Annotated in this window: 14 protein-coding genes; 12 read left to right on the top strand and 2 right to left on the bottom strand. The window is 41.6% G+C overall.

The features are described from left to right. Nucleotides 1-297: 297 nt before the first annotated feature. The 11 genes from V5804_RS15805 to V5804_RS15755 all read left to right on the top strand — a co-directional run bounded on the left by V5804_RS15805 (nucleotide 298) and on the right by V5804_RS15755 (nucleotide 21,534). A complete protein-coding gene (locus tag V5804_RS15805) occupies nucleotides 298-2,841 on the top strand; it encodes a kelch repeat-containing protein (RefSeq protein ID WP_369592371.1) in 2,544 nt (847 codons plus the stop codon). Between the two features lie 759 nt (nucleotides 2,842-3,600). Next, complete coding sequence (locus tag V5804_RS15800; protein WP_369592370.1) at nucleotides 3,601-6,810, top strand: SusC/RagA family TonB-linked outer membrane protein; 3,210 nt, start codon at nucleotides 3,601-3,603, stop codon at nucleotides 6,808-6,810. 14 nt (nucleotides 6,811-6,824) lie between these two features. Then, complete coding sequence (locus V5804_RS15795; protein WP_369592369.1) at nucleotides 6,825-8,744, top strand: RagB/SusD family nutrient uptake outer membrane protein; 1,920 nt, start codon at nucleotides 6,825-6,827, stop codon at nucleotides 8,742-8,744. An 11-nt stretch (nucleotides 8,745-8,755) separates the two neighbouring features. Then, nucleotides 8,756-9,517 (top strand): DUF3823 domain-containing protein, encoded by a 762-nt coding sequence (locus tag V5804_RS15790; protein WP_369592368.1) that lies wholly within the window; start codon nucleotides 8,756-8,758, stop codon nucleotides 9,515-9,517. Between the two features lie 357 nt (nucleotides 9,518-9,874). After that, the gene (locus V5804_RS15785) at nucleotides 9,875-12,061 is read left to right on the top strand and encodes a hypothetical protein (protein WP_369592367.1); all 2,187 of its coding nucleotides are present in this window, start codon (nucleotides 9,875-9,877) and stop codon (nucleotides 12,059-12,061) included. Nucleotides 12,062-12,233: 172 nt separating this feature from the next. After that, on the top strand, nucleotides 12,234-14,504 hold the full coding sequence (locus V5804_RS15780) for a GH92 family glycosyl hydrolase (RefSeq protein ID WP_369592366.1): 2,271 nt from the start codon (nucleotides 12,234-12,236) through the stop codon (nucleotides 14,502-14,504). Between the two features lie 138 nt (nucleotides 14,505-14,642). Next, entirely contained in the window at nucleotides 14,643-15,596 is a 954-nt protein-coding gene (locus tag V5804_RS15775) for a nitrilase family protein (RefSeq protein WP_369592365.1), read from the top strand. 240 nt (nucleotides 15,597-15,836) lie between these two features. After that, the gene (locus tag V5804_RS15770; protein WP_369592364.1) at nucleotides 15,837-16,487 is read left to right on the top strand and encodes a basic secretory protein-like protein; all 651 of its coding nucleotides are present in this window, start codon (nucleotides 15,837-15,839) and stop codon (nucleotides 16,485-16,487) included. A 6-nt stretch (nucleotides 16,488-16,493) separates the two neighbouring features. Next, complete coding sequence (locus V5804_RS15765) at nucleotides 16,494-18,782, top strand: GH92 family glycosyl hydrolase (RefSeq protein WP_369592363.1); 2,289 nt, start codon at nucleotides 16,494-16,496, stop codon at nucleotides 18,780-18,782. A 359-nt stretch (nucleotides 18,783-19,141) separates the two neighbouring features. Beyond that, a complete protein-coding gene (locus V5804_RS15760; RefSeq protein ID WP_369592362.1) occupies nucleotides 19,142-20,884 on the top strand; it encodes a GMC family oxidoreductase in 1,743 nt (580 codons plus the stop codon). 23 nt (nucleotides 20,885-20,907) lie between these two features. Beyond that, nucleotides 20,908-21,534, top strand: a complete 627-nt coding sequence (locus V5804_RS15755) for a gluconate 2-dehydrogenase subunit 3 family protein (RefSeq protein WP_369592361.1) — start codon at nucleotides 20,908-20,910, stop codon at nucleotides 21,532-21,534. A 181-nt stretch (nucleotides 21,535-21,715) separates the two neighbouring features. Here the strand turns inward: V5804_RS15755 and V5804_RS15750 are convergent, their stop codons facing one another. Next, nucleotides 21,716-22,828, bottom strand: a complete 1,113-nt coding sequence (locus tag V5804_RS15750) for a Gfo/Idh/MocA family protein (RefSeq protein ID WP_369592437.1) — start codon at nucleotides 22,826-22,828, stop codon at nucleotides 21,716-21,718. Nucleotides 22,829-22,987: 159 nt separating this feature from the next. Between V5804_RS15750 and V5804_RS15745 the strand changes: the two genes are divergently transcribed. Beyond that, entirely contained in the window at nucleotides 22,988-23,224 is a 237-nt protein-coding gene (locus tag V5804_RS15745; RefSeq protein WP_369592360.1) for a hypothetical protein, read from the top strand. A 29-nt stretch (nucleotides 23,225-23,253) separates the two neighbouring features. On the opposite strand, the gene V5804_RS15740 is transcribed toward V5804_RS15745, so the two are convergent. Then, nucleotides 23,254-23,652 (bottom strand): ImmA/IrrE family metallo-endopeptidase (locus V5804_RS15740; protein WP_369592359.1); only part of this gene is annotated, 399 nt, incomplete at its 5' end.

Raw genomic sequence — 23,652 nt, 5'->3', positions numbered from 1 at the left:
ACTTTTTTTTAGGCTATCTTTTTGGGGTTGATACTTCTTTTACCCGGTAAAAATGTTAGTCATTGGGTTTGTTGATTTATTAAATGCATATTAACACCAATTTTTGCCCGGTAAAAGAAGCATGGAGTTTTTTGGTTGTACAAATAAAAACAGAGCCCTAAAAGTTTAAACAACTTCTTGATTTTATATATCCTCAGTATAATTATTATTGAGTAAAATTTAAATACTTTCTTAATTAGAAAAACTACTTTTGTAACAGATATAATAGTGAGAAGCCCAATTGACCTAATTTTAACAATGAAGAATAAGGTAAAAAAATCATTGTTTCGGTTATACTTGATTGCTTTTGTCCTGATATTATTCTTTCCAGTATTTAGCTGGGCACAAGGCTTAATGTTTTGTTCCAATGATAGCCTGGTGGCCAAAAGAACTTCTTACAATGTATTTTCAAACTATGCTCCCGTCTTTAAAACACATTTATTGATAAGTTTCGACTTATTGCTGTGGGACAAAGACCATTTAGGTTATATTTTTGATATTGCCGGTAAAAACAACTCATACAGTTTAAGCTATCTTAATACTAATGATGCAGCTTACTTTAATTTTAATATAGATAGGGTAAGCAATAAGTTAAAAATCCCGCTACAAAGTATAGATTTAAGAAAGCGGAAATGGATTAAGGTAAAAGCTGATTTTAACCTGGCTAACAATACGGTGAACCTGAGCATCAATAATAAATGTTATAAGGCCACAGATTTAGGGTTTGGAGGTCAATTGCCAACAAAACTGTTTTTTGGCAAAAATCAGTATTATACGGAAGTACCTAACATGGCCATTAAAAATTTGTCTGTCAGCGATAATTCCTCGTCATACTTTTTTCCCCTGGATGAATGGAAGGGCAACAGCACCCACGACATGGGCGGCGAAGCTATTGGTGTAGTTGAAAACCCGGTATGGTTAATTAATGATTCTTATTTCTGGAAACCTGTTTTTAAACATAATTTCACTACGGTTGCAGGAATAAACTTTGATACAGCAGGACAAAAGTTATTCGTTTATAAAAAAGATTCCCTGTTGGTTTATAACACCAGCTCAAATAGTTTGTCGGCGCTTCATTATAAAAATAAACTTCCGGTGCCCATGGTTTTAGGCAAAAGTATATTTAATCCAAAGGAAAATAAATGCTATGTCTATGAAGCATATTATGATGTGCCAAAGGGGAAAACAAGTATAGCTGCCCTGGATTTGAAAACGCAAAGATGGGAAACAGTAGGCAAGGCTGTTTTACAGGAGCAAAGGCACCACCATAATACTTTTTATAATGCCAGGCAGGACAGTATTTATTTGTTTGGTGGCTATGGTTCATTTAAATACTATAATTCGTTTTACAAGTACAACAGTAAAAAAGACCAATGGAAACAGGCTTACTTTAAAGGCGATAAAATAAACCCCCGTTTTTTTTCAGCCACCGGCAGTGCCGATAATAAGGATGAAATATTTTTGTTTGGAGGGTATGGAAACGAATCCGGGAACCAAATTATTGGCGGAAAGCAATTTTATGATTTGTACAGGGTTAATTTAAGGGCCCATACGATAAAAAAATGCTGGAATATAAAACCTAAGGAAAGATTTGTACCCGCTAATAACCTAATTTTATCAGCTGATAAAAAATATTTCTATGTATTGTGTTATCCCCATGAAAGTGCAAAAACGAATTTTAAATTATACAAGTTTGCAGTAAAAGACGGCTCATACGAGGTAGTAAGTGCGCCAATAAATGTAACTTCCGAGAAAATCGAAACAGATATTAACCTCTTTTACGACCATAAAACCGAAATTTTTTATTGTTCGGTTCAGGAATTTACTAACCCGCAAAATTCTTCGATCAGGGTTTATTCGCTTGCAGCACCTCCAGTAAGTGCTGCGCGTTATCTTCAGGCAATTACGCCTAAAAAGAAAACTCTCCCTATGTTTTTGTATGTAGCGATCTCTTCTGCTGCTTTTTCAAGCATAATTATTCTGGTCTTTTTATTTAAAGGCACAAAAAAAAGCGTGCCGCAAAAAATTGAAGAAATTACAGAAGATAATTCTAAATCAATTCCGGGCCACCCTCCTGATATAATTCAAAATAATGCGGTGTACCTGTTGGGTGAGTTTTTAGTATTTGACAAAAATAGCCGTAATATCACTTATCTTTTCAGCCCTAAAATCAAACAACTGTTTTTGTTAATATTGTTGCATAGTAAAAATGGTAAAGGTATCAGCTCAAAAAAGATATCGGTTGCATTGTGGCCTGATAAGGATGTAACTAAAACAAAAAATATCAGGGGCGTTACATTTAACCATTTGCGAAACACTATAGCAAGTTTGGATGGCATCCATTTAGTGTTTACAAATGAGAGCTTCCTTTTTACTATTGATAATAATTTCTTCTGCGACTATTTGGTAATATGTAAGGAAGTAGATAACATCATTACCGGGAACAACAAACAGGTTGATAAATATTATAATTTAATAGCCAGAGGCCCATTATTAACTGAAATGAACGAACCGTGGCTGGACAATATTAAACAAAGCTACGACGAAAGGTTGATAGAAGTTTTATTACCGCAGTTGGAAAAACTCTACAAAGAAAAAAACTTTAAGCAAATTTTAGAATTAGCCAGATTAATACTACATATAGACCCCTTTAATGATACTGCTTTTAAATACGAACTGAAAGTTTTAAAAATGTTGAAAGGTATTGAGTATTCAAAGAAAATCTACGATCAGTTTTCCCGGGAATATTTTAAATCTTTAGGCGAAGATTACCCGCTCAGCTTCGATAAGGCTGTACTTTAAGCAATACCCTGAACGCCCAATTCCCGTTTTTTGCTTTTAATAGTTACGTGTAATGTGTTTTGAGGTTTGTTTTAATATATACAAAGCCTTTCAACAAATCATAGATTAGGGTAAAACCCAATGCTTCTTTTAAGCATATAAATTTAATGTGTGTTTACATTTGAAGTACCGATAACAAATGCGTGGAAACCTGATGCTTCTTTTAGGCATATAAATTTGGTGTGTTTACATGAAGTATCGATAACAAACGCATTGTAAACCTGATGTTTTTAAGGCGATATAAAAGAAGCATTAAAAATATATTGAATAAAATTTAAACAGGTTGTTAACAGGACAACTTTTTTAATTTTAACAAGTAGATGCCCTGATGGGTTAAAAAGGGTTAGGTTAATAAGATTTATACTTCTTTAACCCTTTTTTTAACCCTCTTTTTAAACCGCTTGGTTTAAAATTGCTATCTGAAAGTGCCACTAAACAAGATTTATTTTAAGGCTTCTTGCTTAGCTGACAACTCCAAACCCAATTAACCTAAATAACCACTTTTATGAAAAAAATTTCTACAGGCCATAGTTGGCTTATGGCGTTTTGTTTTACTAAATTAAAAGCAACCCCTCCATAAGCATTGTATTTTTTGTTGGCCTGGCTTTGCTGCCGCAGATAGTTCTGACACAAGTGTCTACCCATATTACAGGTATAGCGTTAGATGAAAAACAGAAACTATGAACGGATAAACCAATTATTAAAACCAAATATAAATCTATGTACAAAAATTTTATTAAATCACTCAAACAGCGATTGAAAATGGGGAGATATTTAACATCTCTGGGGAGCCTTTTAATCATTGCTGAATTGACCATTACCTCTGCCGGGGCAGCTGTAACTAAAGGTACTTATGTTGTACCTACTAATAGCAATAATATTATTCATTTACACCTTCTCTTGCAAAAAACAATAAGCGGTAAAGTAACCGATGAGAAAGGTGGGCCTCTTCCGGGTGTGAGCGTTATGCTGAAAAACTCCACGACCGGTACGGTTACCGATCAAAATGGTAATTATTCACTTAACGTTCCTGAAGACAATGGGATACTTGTCTTTACTTACATTGGCTTCATTACACAAGAAGTCCCGATTAAGGGGATTAGCACCATAAGTATTCAGCTACAAGGAAAGCCATCGACATTAAATGAGGTGGTGGTAGTGGGCTACGGTACGCAGAAAAAGGTAACCGTTACAGGTTCAATAGCATCGGTAAGCAGTAGGGACATTGTGACTACCAAAAACGAGAACGTGTTGAACACGCTTACCGGTAAAGTTGCAGGTTTGCGTATTGTACAAAACAGTGCTGAACCGGGCAATTTTGACAACTCAATTGATATCCGTGGTTTTGGCAACCCACTTGTGGTTATTGATGGCGTGCCCCGGGATAATATTACGCGCCTTGACCCTAACGATATAGAAAGTGTATCCGTGTTAAAAGATGGTTCGGCTGCAATTTATGGTGTGCGTGCTGCAAACGGTGTGATTTTGGTTACCACTAAAAAAGGTAAAAAAGGAGCGCCTGAACTTAATTATTCGGGCACATTTGGTTTCGAAGTCCCGTCTGGCCTTCCTAAAGCGGTAGGGGCAGCAGATTTTATGATGCTGGTAAATGAAAACCAATTGCACAATGTAAATGGCGGCCAAATCAAATATACTGATGCTCAAATTGCTGAATATGCAAACGGAACCAGGCAAAGTACAGACTGGTATTCACAGGTTATTAAAAACAAAGTACCGCAATCGCAACATACCTTAAATGCAAGCGGCGGTAACGATAACACCAATTACTTTATCAGTTTTGGTCTTACAGACCAGGCAGGTTTCCTTCTCAGCAACGATCTTAACTATAAAAGATACAACATGCGCTCAAATATAAGCAGTAAAATAACCAAAAACCTTACTGTTGATTTGAATATTAATGGTACAATAGATCAAAAAAACCAGCCCTATCAGGATGCATGGTGGATCATCAGATCGTTTTGGCGATCAATCCCTACCCAATCGGTATATGCCAACAATAACCCTGCATATTTGCAAAATGGCCAAGTTGATGGAACTAACCCTGTAGCTCTTTCTGATGCCAATGTTGATGGCTACAAAATTTTAAACAACAAGTGGTTCCAGTCATCGGTATCTGCCACCTACCAGGCACCTTTTGTACCTGGTTTAAGTGCAAAAGGGCTGTACAGTTATGACTACTATATGTCAAGCAATAAAATTTACCAAAAATCATACAACCAGTATAATTATGATGCCGCTTCAGATACCTACGCTCCTATACCTAATCAAACACCTGCTACTATACAGAGGCAATTTTTTGAAAAACCAAGTACATTAACGCAGTTGTCTCTTAATTATAACCATTCTTTTAAAGGCGGCCATAATGTAACTGCGTTATTGCTTTATGAAGAAAGCGAAAGAAAAGGCGATAATATTAATGCACAGCGAGAATTATCATTACCGGTTGATCAACTTATTGCAGGCAACAGCCTTAACCAGATTGGAAGTACTGACGGCGGCGTACTTTATGACCTTGTAAATAAATCAGAGGTTGGTCGTATAAACTACGATTATAACTCGAAATATCTTGTTGAATTTAGTTTTAGGAGGGATGGTTCATCATACTTTTCTCCGGTTAAACAATATGGTTTCTTCCCGGGCGGATCTATCGGATGGAGAGTATCACAGGAAAACTTTTGGAAAAACACTTCGGCACTTTCCTTTATTAACGATCTGAAGTTCCGCGCATCGTATGCTCAGGTTGGTGATGATAGTGCAAATAATTACCAATATCTTACCGGATATTATTACCCGGCAGGTGGTTCAAATAACCAATTGCCTCCGGGATATGTGTTTAACGGTACTTTTGTTAATGGTGTTCAAAACAGAGGTATTGCAAACCCTAATTTAACATGGCAAAATGCTAAACTATATAACATTGGTGTTGACCTGCAAGCTTGGAAAGGACTATTAGGTTTAACTTTTGACGTTTACAGACGTGATAAAACTGGTGAGTACGCAACAAGAGCCCTTAGTTTACCAGGAGTAGTAGGAGCTCTTTTGCCTCAGGAAAACCTAAACAGCAGCCGTGTACAAGGGTTTGATTTTGAATTAAACCACAGAAACAATATAGGCAACGTAAATTATTTTGCAAAAGCTACTTTTGCCTATAACCGTTTTACCCGTTTACATAATGAAGCATCGCCATACGGTAACTCTCAGGAAAACTACATTAACAACCAGAACAACCGTTACCAGGGTATTCAGTACGGGCTGGGTTCAAACGGGCAATATACATCATACCAGGATATATTGAACAGCCCGGTATTTGTAAGCCGCAGTACTGTAGTTGGAGATTATAAATACCAGGACTGGAATGGCGACGGACAGATAAATGGCCAGGACGCTCATCCAATTTCTTATAACGGCTCACCGCTTATCAGCTTTGGTTTAACCCTCGGTGCGTCATATAAAGGATTTGATTTTAATACATTATGGCAAGGGGCAGCGGATGTTGATGTTTCATACTTTGAGCAATTGAACACACCACTATTTGGTGGAGGCAGCGCACTTAGCCAGTTTTTAGACAGGTATCACCCGGCAGATCCTAAAGCCGATCCATATAATCCTAACACGGTTTGGATACCAGGCCACTTTGCTTATACCGGTACTGTAGCAGATCAAAATTCACTGGCCAACATTCAGGATGCATCTTACATCAGGCTAAAAACAGTGGAGTTAGGTTACAGCTTAACCTCAAGTTTTGCTAAAAAGATAGGTATTAAAGGCGCAAGGGTATTTGTAAACGGATATAATGCATTAACCATTACCAAATTGAGATATCTTGATCCGGAACACCCCTCAAGCACTTATGGTTATTTGTACCCACTAAACAAGATATTTTCTTTAGGTGTAACTGTTAAATTATAAAAAGGCTTAAAATCATGAAAAAATATACATACGTCATATTGTCCATTTTTCTCTGCTGGGCATCAGCATGTAAGAAGCTGGATGTTGCTCCTTTAAATATTATACAAGACAAAGACGTTTTTACCAGCACAGGTGGCATACAGGCATATATGTCCAGAATATACAGTCAGTTGCCCATCGAAGATTTCAGGTATTCCCCACAAAGAGGCTTAAATTTTTTCTGGATCATCAGCCCCTTTCCGGCTGTTACCGGTGAGGCATTAAGCCGCGACCAGAATGGCGCCATGCAGGAAAATACGGGACTGAACCCCTCAACCTGGAATGTTTGCTATAGCCTGATCCGCGATGCCAACTACTTTATAGAAACCATGCCTAAATATGCCGGTTCTTATTCACCTGCACAGGTAAGTTCATGGTTAGGCGAAGCCCGATTCATACGTGCTGCTACCTATTTCGCTTTGGTAAAACGCTATGGCGGTGTACCAATTGTTGATAAGGTTTTAAACTATCCTGAGCAAAGCATCGAGGAATTGAGAATCCCGCGTTCATCAGAAGAAAAAGTTTATGACTTTATAGCCGCCGACCTTGATTATGCTTATGCCAACTTAGGTGAACCTAATCAAACAGGCAGGGCCAATAAATATGTAGCTGCAGGTTTTAAATCAAGGGCCATGCTTTATGCAGGTTGCATAGCTAAATACAACCAGATAACCCTTGTTGATGGCAGTGGCAACAGGTTGTGCGGCTTGCCGGTAAGCAAAGCAGTTACTTATTTTAAAGCAGCTTATGATGCTGCAGTATTATTAGAAAATCATTATTCCCTGTACAAAAATGCCTGGGCAGCAGGTGATAAGCAGGCGCAGTATCAAAACTATGTTAACTTGTTTTTTGATGCCAAAAGCGCAGAGAATGTATTTGTACGGCAGTACCACTATCCAGAGTCTGTACATGGTTATGACGCTTACAATGTACCGCGCCAATTAATGGGTGCCAATGGCTATTCATCTGAAGTTAACCCAACATTAAATTATGTTGAACTTTTTGACGGTATTCCTAAAAATGCAGATGGTACAATAAAAACTCAAACTACCGGTAAATATGACCTCTACACTAACACTATGGACCTTTTTGCCAATGCTGAACCAAGGTTAAGGGCAACTGTGATTTTACCAGGCGATGTATTTAAAAACCAAAGTATTGAAATCAGACGGGGAATTTATACCGGTAGTTCTGCTGGTGGTATCAGTCCGCTGTTGCCTGCAGGTTCAACCTCAAACTACCCAACAACTAATATTGTACAATCATCAAATGCTTCACAAACTCCTTATAAACTACCAGACGGAACAACCATGAACCCTGCCGGTTTAAGTGGTATTTTTACAGGCGATCAAACAGATGCAATTTCCGGGTTCTCGGTTCGTAAATTTTTAGTGCCCGATAAACCAACATCAGAAGTTTTAGAGAACCGTTCAGACCAAACTTGGATTGAAATGCGTTATGCTGAAGTTTTATTAAACCGTGCTGAAGCAGCTTATGAGTTAAATGCACTGGGTTCAGTTGATAAAAACTATCTACAGGATGCATTTACAGCTATCAATCAGATACGTGAAAGAGCAGGTGCAAATCTGTTAGTAAGTCCTGCAAACTTAAACAGTGTTGATATCGTTCGTAACGAGCGCAGAAAAGAGTTGGGTTTTGAAAACAAGATATGGTGGGATATGCGTAGGTGGAGAACTGCCGATAAAGAGCAGAATTCAACTATTTACAGAGTATTGATGCCATTCTTCTCGGCCAATGATAAAAAATACTTCTTTGACGCCAGGACCGACGAAAGAAATGTTCGTTACACTTTTGATGTGCGTTGGTACTACGAGCAAATACCACAAGGCCAGATTGCAACAAGTCCGAATTTAATTCAAAACCCTGGTTATTAATATCCAAGAAAATGAAAAAAATACTATATATTATAGCAATAAGCATAATTGCTGTAGCTGCCGGTTCATGTAAAAAGATAGATAACTATGCGGCACCCACAGAAACTTTAACAGGCAGTGTAGTTGATGCCGGTACTGGTAAAACCGTGCAAACTGAAGTTGGGGGCAACGGAACAAGGGTAAAACTATTAGAAATAAGCTGGAGCAGTAACCCAACTCCCTTTTACTTTAACTCTATGCAGGACGGTACTTTTAATTATACCAAATTATTTGCCGGAACGGACAAAGTAAGTGTCGAAGGCCCGTTTGTGCCGCTGGTGCAAACCGATGCTACAGGCAAAACAATAGTTGACCAAAGCCAAACTGTTGATATAAAAGGAGTAACTACCCTTAAGTTTTCGGTTGAACCTTTTTTAAGGGTTGAATGGATAAACGAACCGGTTTATAATACCAGCACTGGTACTATAACGGCTACCTGTAAATTTACACGCGGCACCAACAATCCTAATTTTCAGCAAAACGTAACTGATGTTTTCCTGTTTGTAAACTCAAACGGTTATGTTGGTAACAATAATTATGACAACAGGTATTCGCAGCGTATAGTTTATAGCGGCACCAACGGAAATAGTCAAATTGGCCAAACCATAACCTTAACTACCAATAGCGGTTCGCTGCCAGGTAAAAGGCAATACTTTTTAAGGGTAGGTGCCAGGGTGGCGTATGGCCTTAACTATTACAACTACACTGATGTTAAAACTGTAACGGTACCTTAAGAAACCGTATAAACGCCTGTTTCAAAATCTTTTTATCAATGAAGCTGTTTAAACTTTTTTCCGGCCCTCTTTTTTTGGGCCAATGCTTCTTTTACCCTATAAAAATTGGTGCCTGTACTGGCCCGAACAAATTAAAAATCAGGCAATGCCGATTTTTAGGCGGTAAAAGAAGCATAGTGTAAAGCACAAAAGAATAAGTTTAAACAAGTTCAATACCAAAAATTGGCAATGCTTCTTTTAGCCCTATAAATTTTGTGTCTTTACAAAATGGATTGATATAAGATTTTAGGCGATAAAAGAAGCATGGAAAATAAACCAGACGAAGTTTAAACAGCTTCTAAACAAAGATAAACTTATATGAAAAATATTCTTCTTTCTTGCGGAACGATAGCCATTTCTTTTGCTTGCTTCGGGCAAAATGCACAAAATCCTACATCCAATCCAAAGGAAAAAACCGCCTTCCAAACCAGCAGTCCCTGGAGGCCTGAAATTGATGTACGCTCTGATATTGCGATTGTTTATGGTACAAACGACCGTCCGGGAATGACCTTTGAAGAACGCGTAAAAACTTGGCGCGACCACGGCTATCAGGTAAATTTTATGACTGGCATTGCCTGGGGCGAGTATTTTGATTACTTTTTGGGCAAGTTGGATGGAAAAAACCACCTCGGCGTGGGCCAGGTAACCATCAAAGGCGATACCATCATGCACGGCAAAAACATGCCTTACGTTGTCCCGGTACAATCGTTTATTGATTATATGAAAACGGCCGTTGTCAAAAGGGTAATTGATGCCGGCATCGGCACTATTTTTTTGGAAGAGCCGGAGTTTTGGGCGCGGGCAGGCTACAGTGCGCCATTTAAAGAAGAATGGCAAAAATATTACGGCTTTCCCTGGAAACCGCAGGATGCCTCCGCCGAAAACACTTACCTCTCAAGCAAACTAAAATACCATTTGTATTTTGATGCCATAAAACAAGTATCCATTTACGCCAAAGCTTATGGCAAAAGCAAAGGAATGAATATCAAGGTTTTTATACCCACGCACTCGCTTGTTAACTACTCTTCCTGGCAAATTGTAAGCCCGGAGGCAAGCTTGGCTTCGTTGCCAAGTATTGATGGTTACATCGCCCAGGTTTGGACGGGCACCTCGCGCGAACCAACGTATTTTGACGGTAAAGAAAAAGAGCGGGTTTTTGAAAATGCCTTCCTTGAATACGGATCGGTCGTTTCCATGACCGCGCCAACCAAACGCAAAGTATTTCTCCTGACCGACCCAATTGAAGACCGTGTGCACGACTGGAGCGATTACAAACGCAACTACCAGGCTACTTTTACCGCCAAACTTTTGTACCCCATGGTGGCCGATTATGAAGTAATGCCCTGGCCGGAACGCATCTACACCCATCCCTACCCTGTGGTTGGCAGCAATGAAAAAACGTTGATCCCAAAATTTTATTCAACCCAAATGCAGGTTATGGTCAATGCCTTGAACAGTATGCCAAAGTCAGACAACCGCGTATCGGGCGTAAACGGTATTGGCGTATTGATGAGCAATACGTTGATGTTCCAACGTTTTCCAACTCATGCCGGATATGAAGACCCGCAGTTTTCTAATTTTTACGGACAAACCTTGCCTTTGTTAAAACGAGGCGTGCCTGTGCAAACCGTGCACATGGAAAACCTGGGCTACGCTGCTTCTTTAAAAGATATTAAGGTTTTGGTGATGAGCTATTCAAACATGAAACCAGTATCTGCCGAAGTGCATACCCAACTGGCCAACTGGGTAAAACAGGGCGGCATATTGATTTATTGCGGTAAAGATGATGACCCTTACCAATCGGTAATGGAATGGTGGGACACAAACGGAAACAAATTCACCGCGCCATCGCAGCACTTGTTCAAATTATTGGGCGTCAACCCAACAAAAGACAACCAAAAATTTAAAGTTGGCAAAGGTGCGGTTTATGTGTTACGCCAAAACCCAAAGGAATTTGTAATGCAGGCAAATAACGACGGTACATTTGTGGACTTGGTGAAGCAGGGTTATGAGAATGATGCCAAAGCAGGAAAATTATTGTTTAAAAACAGCTTGTACCTGGAGCGCGGGCCTTATGATGTAGTTGCCGTATTGGATGAAAACGCCGACAGTAAGCCATACACGGTAAAAGGGCCGGTTATAGATCTGTTCGATCCGCAACTGCCGGTGCTTACCCAAAAAACCGTAAACCCCGGCGAGCAATCGTTATTATATGTGGTAAACCGTGTTCCCGATAAAACAAAGCCCCAGGTTTTGGCTTCGGCATCCAGGATTTATGGTGAGGTCAGGGCTTCCAACAAGTATAGTTTTACCTGTAAAAGCCCGATAAATACCGTCAACAGTATGCGTGTGCTGTTGCCCGCGCATCCAAAAAACGTTTCCGTTGCCAACAGTAAAGGCGAGAAAATTAATGCGGTAAAAACAGCATGGGACGCCTCTTCAAAAACCTGCTATCTTGGTTTTGACAATAGCCCTGATGGGATTAAGGTTGATATTTCCTGGTAATGCCTGTCTAAAACCCGCCAATCATTTTTTAAAAATGCCGATGCTTCTTTTACCGCATAAAAATCCATCTTGCCGCAAGCTTCTCCATAAGAAAACCTAAAACGAACACCAATTTTTTAGTGCTAAAAGAAGCATTGCTATTTTTGATTTTAACAAATCCTTATCTACCTAAATGAAACTCAAACCCTTAATCTCTTTGATGCTGTTTTTACCGGGCAAAATTTTGTTTGCGCAGGAAACGGATTTGGTAAAATATGTAAACACTTTGCAAGGCACCAATTCTAAACAGGAACTGACCCACGGCAACACTTATCCAACCACTGCTTTGCCTTTTGCCATGCACACCTGGACACCGCAAACCGGCAAAAACGGCGACGGCTGGAAATACCAGTATTTTAAAGACCATATCCGCGGGTTTCAGCAAGCGCACCAATGCAGTTCGTGGACACGGGACTACGCCGTTTTTTCTTTAATGCCCGAAAGCGGTGATTTAGTGGTGAACGAAAACGACCGGGAAGCTAAATTCAGCCATTCAAACGAGATTGCGAAACCAAATTACTACAAAGTAAAGTTTGATAACCAGATCACGACGGAAATTTCCCCTTCAGAACGTGGCGCGCACCTGCGTTTTACTTATCCCAAAGGAAAAAAAAGCTACCTGGTTTTAGATGGTTATACGAGGATCAGCGGCGTAAAAATCTATCCGAAAGAAAACAAAATTACCGGCTATGTAAACAATGGCGAAGGTTTTAAAGCCGGTTGGAAAAGCTTTTTTGTGCTGAAGTTTGACCAGCCGATCAAAGCTTTCGGAACCTGGGAAAACAAAAAAAATACGGTTCATGCAGATTCTACGGCAGCAGAAGGTTTGGGCAAAGGCGCTTACATCCAATTTAAAGACGGTGAAAAAGTGCAGGTAAAAACAGCATCGTCCTACATCAGCCCGGAGCAGGCCGAATTAAATTTAGAAAGAGAACTGGGCGCAGACAAAACGCTGGAGCAAACCAAGGCAAAAGCGGCTGCAGTTTGGAACAAATCATTAGGAAAGGTTTTGGTGGAAGGCGGCAGCGAAGAAGACAAAGCCACTTTTTATTCCTGCTTTTTTAGGGCGAGTTTATTTTCGAGGAAGTTTTATGAAGTTGGCCAAGATGGCAAGCCTTATTATTTTAGCCCTTACGATGGCAAAATCCATCCCGGCTATATGTTTACCGATACTGGTTTTTGGGATACTTTTCGCGCGCAATTCCCGCTAAATACGCTTTTACAGCCCGAAATGCACGGCCGGTATATGCAGGCATTGTTGGCGGCTTACGAACAATGCGGCTGGCTGCCTTCCTGGTCTTTCCCAAGTGAAGCTGGCAGCATGATCGGCAACCACGCCATTTCTTTGCTGACCGATGCCTGGGCAAAAGGCATCCGTACGTTTGATCCGCAGGAAGCCTTGAAAGCCTATTTCCACGAAGCAACCAACAAAGGCCCCTGGGGGCCGGCAAATGGCCGCGATGGTTGGAAAGAATATTATGAATTGGGCTACGTGCCATACACGCAATACCGGGAGGCAACCGCAAAAACGCTGGAATATGCGTATGATGATTTTTGCGGGTACAAGCTGGCCAAAATGACCGGCAATGATTTTTATGCTGGGATATTTGCCAGGCAGCTGTTCAATTACAAAAACGTTTACGACCCTTCAACCCGGTTTATGCGGGGAAAAGACAATACCGGTAAATGGAGGCCAAACTTTGACCCGGCTGAGTGGGGCGGCCCGTTTACAGAAGGAAATGCCTGGCACTGGCAATGGTCGGTTTTCCATGACATTCAGGGTTTGATCAATTTGATGGGCGGCAACCAAAACTTTACGGCCAAACTGGATTCGGTATTCTCAGAACCGAACCGTGTAAATGTAGGCAGTTACGGCGGCATGATCCACGAAATGACAGAAATGGTGATGGCCAACATGGGGCAATACGCGCATGGAAACCAACCGATCCAGCACATGATTTATTTGTACAATTATACAGGCCAGCCCTGGAAAGCCCAGTTTCATGCCAGGGATGTGATGTATAAATTGTACAATTCAACAGAAAACGGCTATCCCGGCGATGAAGACCAGGGGCAAACTTCTTCCTGGTATGTGCTGAGTGCTTTGGGATTTTACAGCGTTACGCCTGGAACTGATGAGTATGTAATGGGCAGCCCAATGTTCAAAAAAACCACGATCACTTTGGAAAACGGCAAAAAATTTATCATTGAGGCACCGGCAAATTCCAAAGAAAACGTGTACATCAAAACGGCCAGTTTAAACGGAAAACCTTTTGACAGGGATTTTTTAACACACAGCGAAATAACCAACGGCGGCGTTTTAAAACTCGAAATGGACAACAAACCGGCTACCAACCGTGGCATTGCTCAGGAAGACAAGCCTTTTTCGGTAAGCCGGAAATGAAACAAACGAAATTAGAATAATGGCTAATGCTTCTTTTATCACCTAAAAATCAGTGTTATTTTAACTATTTTTCCAAGCGTTAATTTTACAACTAGCTGCTATTTTACAACCACAAACATTCCAAATTTAATCCTTGACATGGAGAACCTAAAAATTGCAACGGCACAATTTGAAAACAAAAGCGGGGACAAGGCCTATAACCTTTCCGTTATCGAAAAGTTGGCCGAAAAAGCCGCGCAGCAAGGTGCCGATGCCATTTCTTTTCATGAATGTTCGGTTACCGGTTATACTTTTGCCAGGCATCTTTCCAAAACACAAATGCTGGAGCTGGCCGAATTTATACCCGGCGGGCCAAGTGTGCTGCAATTAACCGAATTTGCCAAAGCCTTTAACATTGCCATATTGGCCGGGCTGTTTGAAAAAGATGCGGAGGGCAACATTTTCAAGGCTTATGTATGCGTGGACAAAAACGGTTTGGTTGCGAAACACCGAAAACTCCATCCTTTTATCAACCCCCATATTTCTCCCGGAAACAGCTATACTTTGTTTGATTTAAGCGGCTGGAAATGCGGGATTTTGATTTGTTACGACAATAACATCATCGAAAATGTAAGGGCAACAACATTATTAGGCGCGCAGGTTATCTTTATGCCCCACGTTACGATGTGTACGCCTTCAACCCGGCCGGGGGCAGGTTTTGTTGATGCTGATTTATGGAAAGATAAAAAAGCAAACGCGGAGTTGCTGCGTAAAGAATTTGACGGGCCGAAAGGAAGGGAATGGCTGATGAAATGGCTGCCTTCGCGCGCTTATGATAATGGCATCTACGCTGTTTTTTCAAATCCTATTGGCATGGACGATGACCAGTTAAAAAATGGCTGCTCCATGATCATTGACCCTTTTGGCAATATCATAGCAGAATGCCTAACGCTGAACGATGAAATTGCCATTGCCGAAGCAACGCCGGATAAATTAACGATGGCCGGAGGATATCGTTACATCAAAGCCAGAAAACCTGAATTGTATGGTGAAATTATAGCAAAAGGCCACCACAGCGAACAAAAAGTTGTTTGGCTGGATGAGAAAATTTGAAGCGGATTTGCAGTAATATCCCTCACCAATTTTTTACCCCTAAAAGAAGTATTGTATTATTTTGGATGTAACTTAAAATTAAACCTCAAAAACTTATCTTAGCCCCCACTAACTAATTCATCAACCTGAGCAATATCAACGGTTTAAAATTTGTTGCTACCGTAATACCCGTAGCTTTTTTTAAATAAGGTGATTGTTTTAAATTGGCTTCCCGATATGAGAAAAACCGCTTTGTTAAGCATGCTGTTCTTATTTGCCCTGCTCCCATTTTCAAGCCTTAAAGCGCAGGACATTACCCGTAAAAATGGCTATACGCTTACTTTTGAAAGTAATTTTGCAGCACTCGACCCGACTTTGAAAAAACGCCTGACCGAAACCTTTTTTACCGTTTACCCAAAACTGGCCAAAGAATACAACCCGGAAACTTCAAAAAAAGTTACGTTTTTTGTTGATACCGCTTACAAAGGCGTTGCCGCAACTTCAAACGACAGGGTTGTTTTCAGTCCCGCTTACATGAGCAAACATCCTCAAGACGTGGATGTGGTTACGCATGAAGTGATGCACATTGTACAAAATTATGGCAACAGTGCTGGCCCGGGCTGGCTGACGGAAGGCATTGCCGATTATGTACGCTACAAATTCGGTGTGGACAATGCCGGTGCCAAATGGACTTTGCCGGACGTAAAACCAACGCAAAGCTATAAAAACAGCTACCGCATTACGGCCAGGTTTTTTGCCTGGATGGGAGCCAAAGTAAAACCGGGCATCATCAAAACCGTAGATAAAAGCCTTCGCGACCATACTTATACAGACGATCTCTGGAAAAAGCTGACCGGAAAAAACTTAGACGAACTTTGGTCCGATTATCTAAAAAATCCGGCACTAACATAAACCTCAATGAAAAAACTACTTATTGCACTATTTAGCTTTAGCGCGGCAGCATCTTCTGCACAAATGGTAACTAAAGTTACCGACCCGGTCGAATGGATCAACCCGTTGATGGGTTCTGCTTCAAAACCAAGCTTATCAAACGGAAACACGTACCCAGCAATTGCCCTGCCCTGGGGGATGAACACCTGGATACCGCAAACCGGCAGAATGGGCGACGGCTGGGCCTATACTTATGATGCCGACAAAATCCGCGGGTTTAAACAAACGCACCAGCCATCGCCCTGGATGAACGATTACGGTGCTTTTGCCATTATGCCCGTTACCGGGAAATTGAAATTTACAGACGATGACCGTGCAAGTTGGTTCAGCCACAAAGCAGAAGTATCAAAACCTTATTATTACAGCGTTTTTTTAGCGGATGCGGATGTAACCACCGAAATCACGCCAACAGAAAGGGCAGCCCAGTTCCGCTTCACGTTCCCTAAATCCGACAGTTCTTTTGTGGTTATTGATGCTTTGGACAAAGGTTCTTACATCAAGATCATGCCAAAAGAAAGAAAAGTGATCGGTTATACCACCAAATACGCCCGCGGGCCGATCCCCAAAAACTTTAAAAACTACTTTGTTATTTACTTCGACAAAGACTTCAGTTTGGCAAAAACCTGGTCGGGCAACAAACTGAACAACCAGGACCTGGAACTGCAAAGCGACCGTACCGGTGCCGTCATTGGTTTCAAAACCACCAAGGGCGAAAAAATAGGGCTAAAAACAGCATCGTCTTTTATCAGTTTTGAGCAGGCAGACCTCAATTTAAAAAGAGAACTGGCCAACGATTCTTTTGATGCAACCAAGGCAAAAGCAAAAGCGGTGTGGAACAAAACATTAAGCAGGATTTCGGTAGAAGGCGGAACGGTAGACCAGATGCGCACTTTTTATTCCTGCGTGTACCGCACCTTGTTCTTTCCGAATAAAATGTACGAGATCAATGCCAGCAACAAAATTGTGCACTGGAGCCCGTACAACGGGGAAATTTTGCCGGGCTACATGTTTGCCGGTACGGGTTTTTGGGATACTTTCCGAGCGTTGTATCCATTCCTGAACTTAGTTTACCCTTCCATCAACAAAGAAATGCAGCAGGGTTTGATCAACGATTACAAAGAAGGCGGCTGGCTGCCCGAGTGGAGCAGCCCGGGTTATGCCAACATTATGGTGGGCAACAATTCGGCTTCTGTTGTTTCTGATGCTTACATTAAAGGAGGTCGTGGTTACGATATCAACATACTTTGGGAAGCTTTAAAACATGGTGCCAACAACCAAGGCCCGATTGAAGCGGTTGGCCGGAACGGAGTTGAGTATTACAACAAGCTGGGCTATGTGCCGTATGATGTAAAAATAAGTGAAAATGCGGCTAAAACTTTAGAGTATTCTTACGATGACTTTACCATTTACCAGTTGGGCCGTGCTTTGGGCAAACCAGCTTCTGAAATAGACATTTACAAAAAAAGGGCGATGAACTACAAAAACCTTTTTGATCCTTCATCCGGTTTGATGCGCGGTAAAAATGCCGACGGAAGTTTTCAAAGCCCTTTCAACCCATTCAGGTGGGGCGGTGCTTTTACAGAAGGGAACAGTTGGCATTATACCTGGTCAGTTTTCCAAGATGTGGATGGCTTGGCAAAAATGATGGGCGGCCATGAAAAATTTGTAACCAAACTGGATTCCGTTTTTTCTATGCCCCCTGTTTTTGATGACAGTGCTTATGGCGGTGTAATCCACGAGATCCGCGAAATGCAGATCGCAGACATGGGCCAGTATGCACATGGCAACCAGCCCATCCAGCACATGATCTACTTGTACAATTTTGGCGGTGCCCCTTACAAAGCGCAATATTGGGTGCGCGAAACCATGAACAGGATGTACAGGGCCACACCCGATGGCTATTGCGGCGACGAAGACAACGGGCAAACTTCTGCCTGGTATGTTTTCTCGGCCTTAGGTTTTTATCCGGTAACGCCTGCAACAGACCAATATGTTTTGGGCGCGCCTTTGTTTAAAAAGATAACTTTAAATTTAGAAAACGGAAAAACCGTAACCATCAACGCCCCTGCCAACAGTGCCGAAAATTGCTACGTGCAATCGCTGCAAATGGACGGAAAGCCGTATTCTAAAAACTGGATTAGTCATAGCAGTTTGCAGAAGGGAGCGGTTCTGGATTTTAATATGTCAGCTACACCAAATAAACAAAGAGGATCAAACCCGGCCGATTTTCCTTACTCTTTATCAACCGAAAAATAATTAATTTGGAAAGGCTAAGGATACTTAATGCTGGGAAAATGGAGTTATTATCAAAAGCTGGTTAAACTTTATTAAGAATATTTTTTAGATGCTTCTTTTATCGCATAAAAATCAGTGTACTAAAAGCAAAAGATTTATAGGCATAAAAGAAGCATTATAAATTGTTTTCAGATGAAAGGCTGTAAGAAAAATATCCTATCTTTAGCCATCAAAACCATTAAACCAATACATTAAAAATTATTTTTTAAAAGGAACACGATGCTTCTTTTACCGGGTAAAAATTAACCTTGTTGCCGTGTTTTTGATAGCTAATTGCTGAAAGCTGACAACGACTATTAACCAATTTCTATTTCATTTTTATGAGTGATTTTCAAATCAAAAAATCAGGTACCACTTATGATGCTGTAATTGTTGGCTCGGGCGCCGGCGGCGGTATGGCCGGTTATGTTTTGGCACATGCAGGCTTAAAAGTATTGATGCTGGAGGCCGGCGCATATTTTGACCCGGCCAAAGATTCCCAGCAATTGAAATTTCCATACGAATCACCAAGAAGAGGGGCTGCCACAACACGCCCTTTTGGCGATTTTGACGCGGCTTACGGCGGTTGGGAACTGGATGGCGAACCTTATACCACTAAAGATAAAACAGAATTCAACTGGTTTCGGGCAAGGATGCTAGGCGGCCGCACCAACCACTGGGGCCGCATTTCGTTGCGGATGGGTCCGAACGATTTTAAAAGCCATCATTTGGATGGTTTGACCGATGATTGGCCGATTACTTATGCGGATGTAAAACCTTTTTATGATAAAGTTGACCGGCTGATCGGCGTGTACGGCACTGTCGAAGGGCTGGAAAACGAACCGGACGGCATCTTTTTGCCTCCGCCAAAACCTCGCCTTAACGAATTGTTTATTAAACAAGGCGCGACCAAGGCCGGCGTAAAAGTAATCCCGGGCAGAGGTTCGGTTTTGACAGAAGCTTTGCCCAACAACAAAGACCGCGGCTCGTGCTTTTACTGCGGGCAATGCGGCCGTAGCTGCAAGGTTTATGCCGATTTTTCTTCTTCCTCTTGTTTGGTTATCCCGGCCGTAAAAACCGGCAATTTAAAGGTGATCACCAACGCTATGGTGCGCGAAGTCCTTACCGGGCACGATGGCCAGGCCACCGGCGTTTCTTATGTGGACAAGAAAGATCTGCAGGAGTACCAGGTGAACGCCAAAATTGTGATTTTGGGCGCCAGTGCCGGAGAAACGGCGCGTTTGCTGCTTAATTCCGTCTCGGCCAATCACCCCGGCGGGCTGGCAAACAGCAGCGGCATTGTGGGCAAATACATCCATGATTCTACCGGCGCAAGTTTGGGCGGATTTTTACCGCAGTTGATGGACCGCAAACGCTACAATGAAGACGGCGTAGGCAGCGTGCATATTTATACGCCGTGGTGGCTGGACAATAAAAAACTGGATTTTCCGCGCGGTTACCATATTGAATATGGCGGTGGCCTGCACATGCCTTCTTATGGTTTTTCGGGCGGCATTCAAGGTTTTAACGGATTGGTGCCGGGGCGCGATGGCAAAAAGAAAGAAGCCGGCGGTTTTGGTGTTTCCTTAAAAGATGATTACCGCCGTTTTTATGGTACACAGGTTGGCATGGCAGGCCGTGGAACCGCTATCGCAAGGGAAGACAATTATTGCGAAATAGACCCTAACGTGGTGGACAAATACGGTATCCCTGTTTTAAGGTTTCACTATAAATGGACGGATGCCGAAATTAAACAGGCAAAACACATGCAGGAAACCTTTCAATCTATCATGCATGAAATGGGCGCCATTATTACTTCGGATATCCCAGGCCCTGAAACTAATTACGGTCTCGAGACGCCGGGCAAAATTATCCATGAAGTTGGCACGGTAAGAATGGGCGACGACCCTAAAAAATCAGCCTTGAACAAATGGTGCCAGGCCCATGATTGCAAAAACCTGTTTGTGGTGGATGCCTCCCCTTTTGTGCAGCAAGGCGATAAAAACGCTACCTGGACAATCCTGGCCTTGTCTATGCGCACCAGCGAATACATTTTGGAGCAAAGAAAAAAATTGAACGTTTAACAGCTATTTTCAATATTACTATAATGAACAGACGCGATTCCTTAAAAGCATTAGGCTTAGCCACCCTTTCAACAGCCGTATTACTGGATGCCTGTAAACAGGATACGAACAAAACAGCAGAAGTTGCGGCAAACCCCGCAGGGGATGAAGCTGGCCGACAGCCTTACGAAATAGACCGGGACAAGAAATTAAAGGCCGAAACATTTTTTACCAAGCAGGAAATGGCAACGATAACGGTTTTGGGCGATATCATTATCCCAAAAGATGCGCACTCCGGAAGCGCATCGGATGCCAAAGTGCCGGATTTTATAGAGTTTATCGTAAAAGATATTCCCGAACACCAAACGCCAATGCGAGGTGGCCTACGCTGGCTTGACCTGCAATGTATGAACCGCTATAACCATACTTTTACAGATTGCACGCCGCAACAGCAAATAGAAATGGTTACCGAAATAGCCTACCCGCTAAAGGCCAAACCAGAAATGAAGCCGGGCGTTATGTTTTTTAACCGGATGCGCGACCTTACCGCTTCCGGTTTTTATACCAGCAAAATAGGCATCAAAGATATTGGTTATGTGGGCAACTCGCCAAACCGGTGGACAGGCGTGCCGGAAGATGTGTTGAAGCAATACGGCATGGAGCATGTTTAAAGCTGCTTTATAAAAACTTTGTTCCGGTTATTTTCAATGCTTCTTTTATCACCTAAAAATTGGTGTGCTTTTTCGATGCTTCTTTTATCGGGTAAAATTCAAACACTAAATTTTACCTGATAAAAGAAGCATGATTATTAATTCCCGGCAAATAATAAATCCCGTTCAACCAACAACAAGCTTACAAAACCACTCTTTTGCCGCTTGCTGCCGAGCGTTTTGCCGCATCCAGTATTTCCATCACGATCATGTTGTATTTTAAGGATGAAAGATCATCGGTTCCCGGAAGCTTGTTTCGAAGGACAGCGGTTAGATAAGCAATCGGGGATGCGATCTGTTCAGCCAACGGCCCGGCTTTTTTTGAGCCTTTGATGTTTTCCCTCATCCGGCTGGTGATGTTTTCGCTGTTTAAGGCGTGCAAATAGCCTGTTTCTCCAAAAACCTCTAAATCTTTAATGGAAAACGGCCAGTTCCAGGAACCTTCGATCAGGCCGGTAGCTTCCGGGTATTCTACAAGGATAGTTGCATCGTCATCAACTTTAGGGTAAACAGCAGGTTTGTAGTGCCGCGTAACAGCCGTTACGGCAATGGGTTTTCGCCCTTTCATCAGCCAGGTCATCAAATCGGCACCATAACAGCCAAAATCGTTCAAAGCACCTGCGCCGTTTAATACCGGGTCTGTCAGCCAGCTTAAAAACTCCGGGCTACAGCCAATTTCTTTCGGGCCCTGGTGCCCGTCGTGCACTACCATTTTTCTGATCCGGCCAATGCTGTCTTTTTCAACCGTATTGTAAACATCGGCATACGAAGGGTACCAGGTGGTTTCAAAGTTGGTCAACACTTTGATGTGGTATTTATTTGCCAATGCTTCAATTTGTTTTGCTTGCGCCAAAGTTGCGGCCAAAGGTTTTTCTACCATCACCGGAATTCCTAAGGGCGCGCATATTTCAACCACTTCCAGGTGCTTTCCTACGGCATTGTAGCCCAGCACGGCATCCGGTTTTTTCTGTACCACCAATTGTTTCAGGTCGCTGGCAAACAAGGATTCGGGCAGATGATAAATCTTGCCAAATTTTTGCCACAACTGCTTGTTCGGTTCGGCTATTCCAACAATATCTACTTTGCCTTTGCCATACTGGCTTAAAATCCCATGCACGTGGTCGTGGTTTAAGCCGGCCACCACTACGCGCAAAGGCTGTTGGGCGGCAGCATTTTTGGCCGTGCCGATAACCACCATCACGATGAGCAGCTTTTTAAAGTTGGCCAAAGTTTGTTTTAACTTGCTTTTGTTCATCACCGTAATTAATTAAGGGTTGTTTGTTTTAAATCTGTTTGTTTTTTTGATGCTTCTTTTATCCCCTAAAAATCATAACATAATTTAGGGGGAATGTTTTTGGGTGGTTAAATTTCCTGATTTCTGGTTAGTGTCTCAGTTTGAATTTAATTCTTTTTTATGCTTGACAAAATATCTTTAGCTTCGGATATGGCAAAAAAGGATATTAACCAGTTGGCTAAATTCATAACCGATGTAGCTACTGGAGAAAGCGAAAATATAAAAAAGGAAGATAAGCCCCTAAAAGGCCGTTCTGGTGGCCTTGTTGGCGGTAAAGCACGTGCTGATAAATTAACGCCCGAAAGACGTGTTGAAATAGCTAAAAAAGCGGCTGAGAAAAGATGGGGCAAAGAATAAAATTAATTAATACTTTGCCCTTATCCTTATTAAATAACAACCCTTAATAACTTAGTTTTTACCCTCGGCTTTACACCAAAATAAACATCGTTTAGTTCTTCAAGGTTTATATTAAGAAGGTCGGCCAATCCTTCTTTTGTATATCCCATTTCCTGAATATGTGTATCAATCAGTTCTTTAAGTAAAGAAATATTATCTGGCTCAATATCAACAGGTTCTTTTGTTCTGTAGCCTAAATAACCCATTTGACGTACTAAATAATTATACTGATTGTCTGCAATAAATTTTAGACTTTTTGCCTTGTATAAAATTGCTTGCATAGATACTTTCCAATACTGTTTTAATTCTATTAATTTGTCAATTGTGATTCCATTTGATAGATGAGAAGCAATATCTACCGTTGGAAGTAATAGTTCATTTGCGAAGGT

This window comes from Mucilaginibacter sp., from assembly GCF_041088075.1.
GTDB lineage: Bacteria > Bacteroidota > Bacteroidia > Sphingobacteriales > Sphingobacteriaceae > Mucilaginibacter_A.
This window is presented reverse-complemented; position numbering and strand designations above follow the sequence as displayed.

What these genes read in the sequence shown, in the direction of transcription:
- V5804_RS15785 (WP_369592367.1), top strand. Translation starts at nt 9,875, where the DNA reads ATGAAAAATATTCTTCTTTCTTGCGGAACGATAGCCATTTCTTTTGCT.
- V5804_RS15805 (WP_369592371.1), top strand. Translation starts at nt 298, where the DNA reads ATGAAGAATAAGGTAAAAAAATCATTGTTTCGGTTATACTTGATTGCT.
- V5804_RS15800 (WP_369592370.1), top strand. Translation starts at nt 3,601, where the DNA reads ATGTACAAAAATTTTATTAAATCACTCAAACAGCGATTGAAAATGGGG.
- V5804_RS15755 (WP_369592361.1), top strand. Translation starts at nt 20,908, where the DNA reads ATGAACAGACGCGATTCCTTAAAAGCATTAGGCTTAGCCACCCTTTCA.
- V5804_RS15795 (WP_369592369.1), top strand. Translation starts at nt 6,825, where the DNA reads ATGAAAAAATATACATACGTCATATTGTCCATTTTTCTCTGCTGGGCA.
- V5804_RS15745 (WP_369592360.1), top strand. Translation starts at nt 22,988, where the DNA reads ATGCTTGACAAAATATCTTTAGCTTCGGATATGGCAAAAAAGGATATT.
- V5804_RS15790 (WP_369592368.1), top strand. Translation starts at nt 8,756, where the DNA reads ATGAAAAAAATACTATATATTATAGCAATAAGCATAATTGCTGTAGCT.
- V5804_RS15750 (WP_369592437.1), bottom strand. Translation starts at nt 22,828, where the DNA reads ATGAACAAAAGCAAGTTAAAACAAACTTTGGCCAACTTTAAAAAGCTG.
- V5804_RS15770 (WP_369592364.1), top strand. Translation starts at nt 15,837, where the DNA reads ATGCTGTTCTTATTTGCCCTGCTCCCATTTTCAAGCCTTAAAGCGCAG.
- V5804_RS15780 (WP_369592366.1), top strand. Translation starts at nt 12,234, where the DNA reads ATGAAACTCAAACCCTTAATCTCTTTGATGCTGTTTTTACCGGGCAAA.
- V5804_RS15765 (WP_369592363.1), top strand. Translation starts at nt 16,494, where the DNA reads ATGAAAAAACTACTTATTGCACTATTTAGCTTTAGCGCGGCAGCATCT.
- V5804_RS15775 (WP_369592365.1), top strand. Translation starts at nt 14,643, where the DNA reads ATGGAGAACCTAAAAATTGCAACGGCACAATTTGAAAACAAAAGCGGG.
- V5804_RS15760 (WP_369592362.1), top strand. Translation starts at nt 19,142, where the DNA reads ATGAGTGATTTTCAAATCAAAAAATCAGGTACCACTTATGATGCTGTA.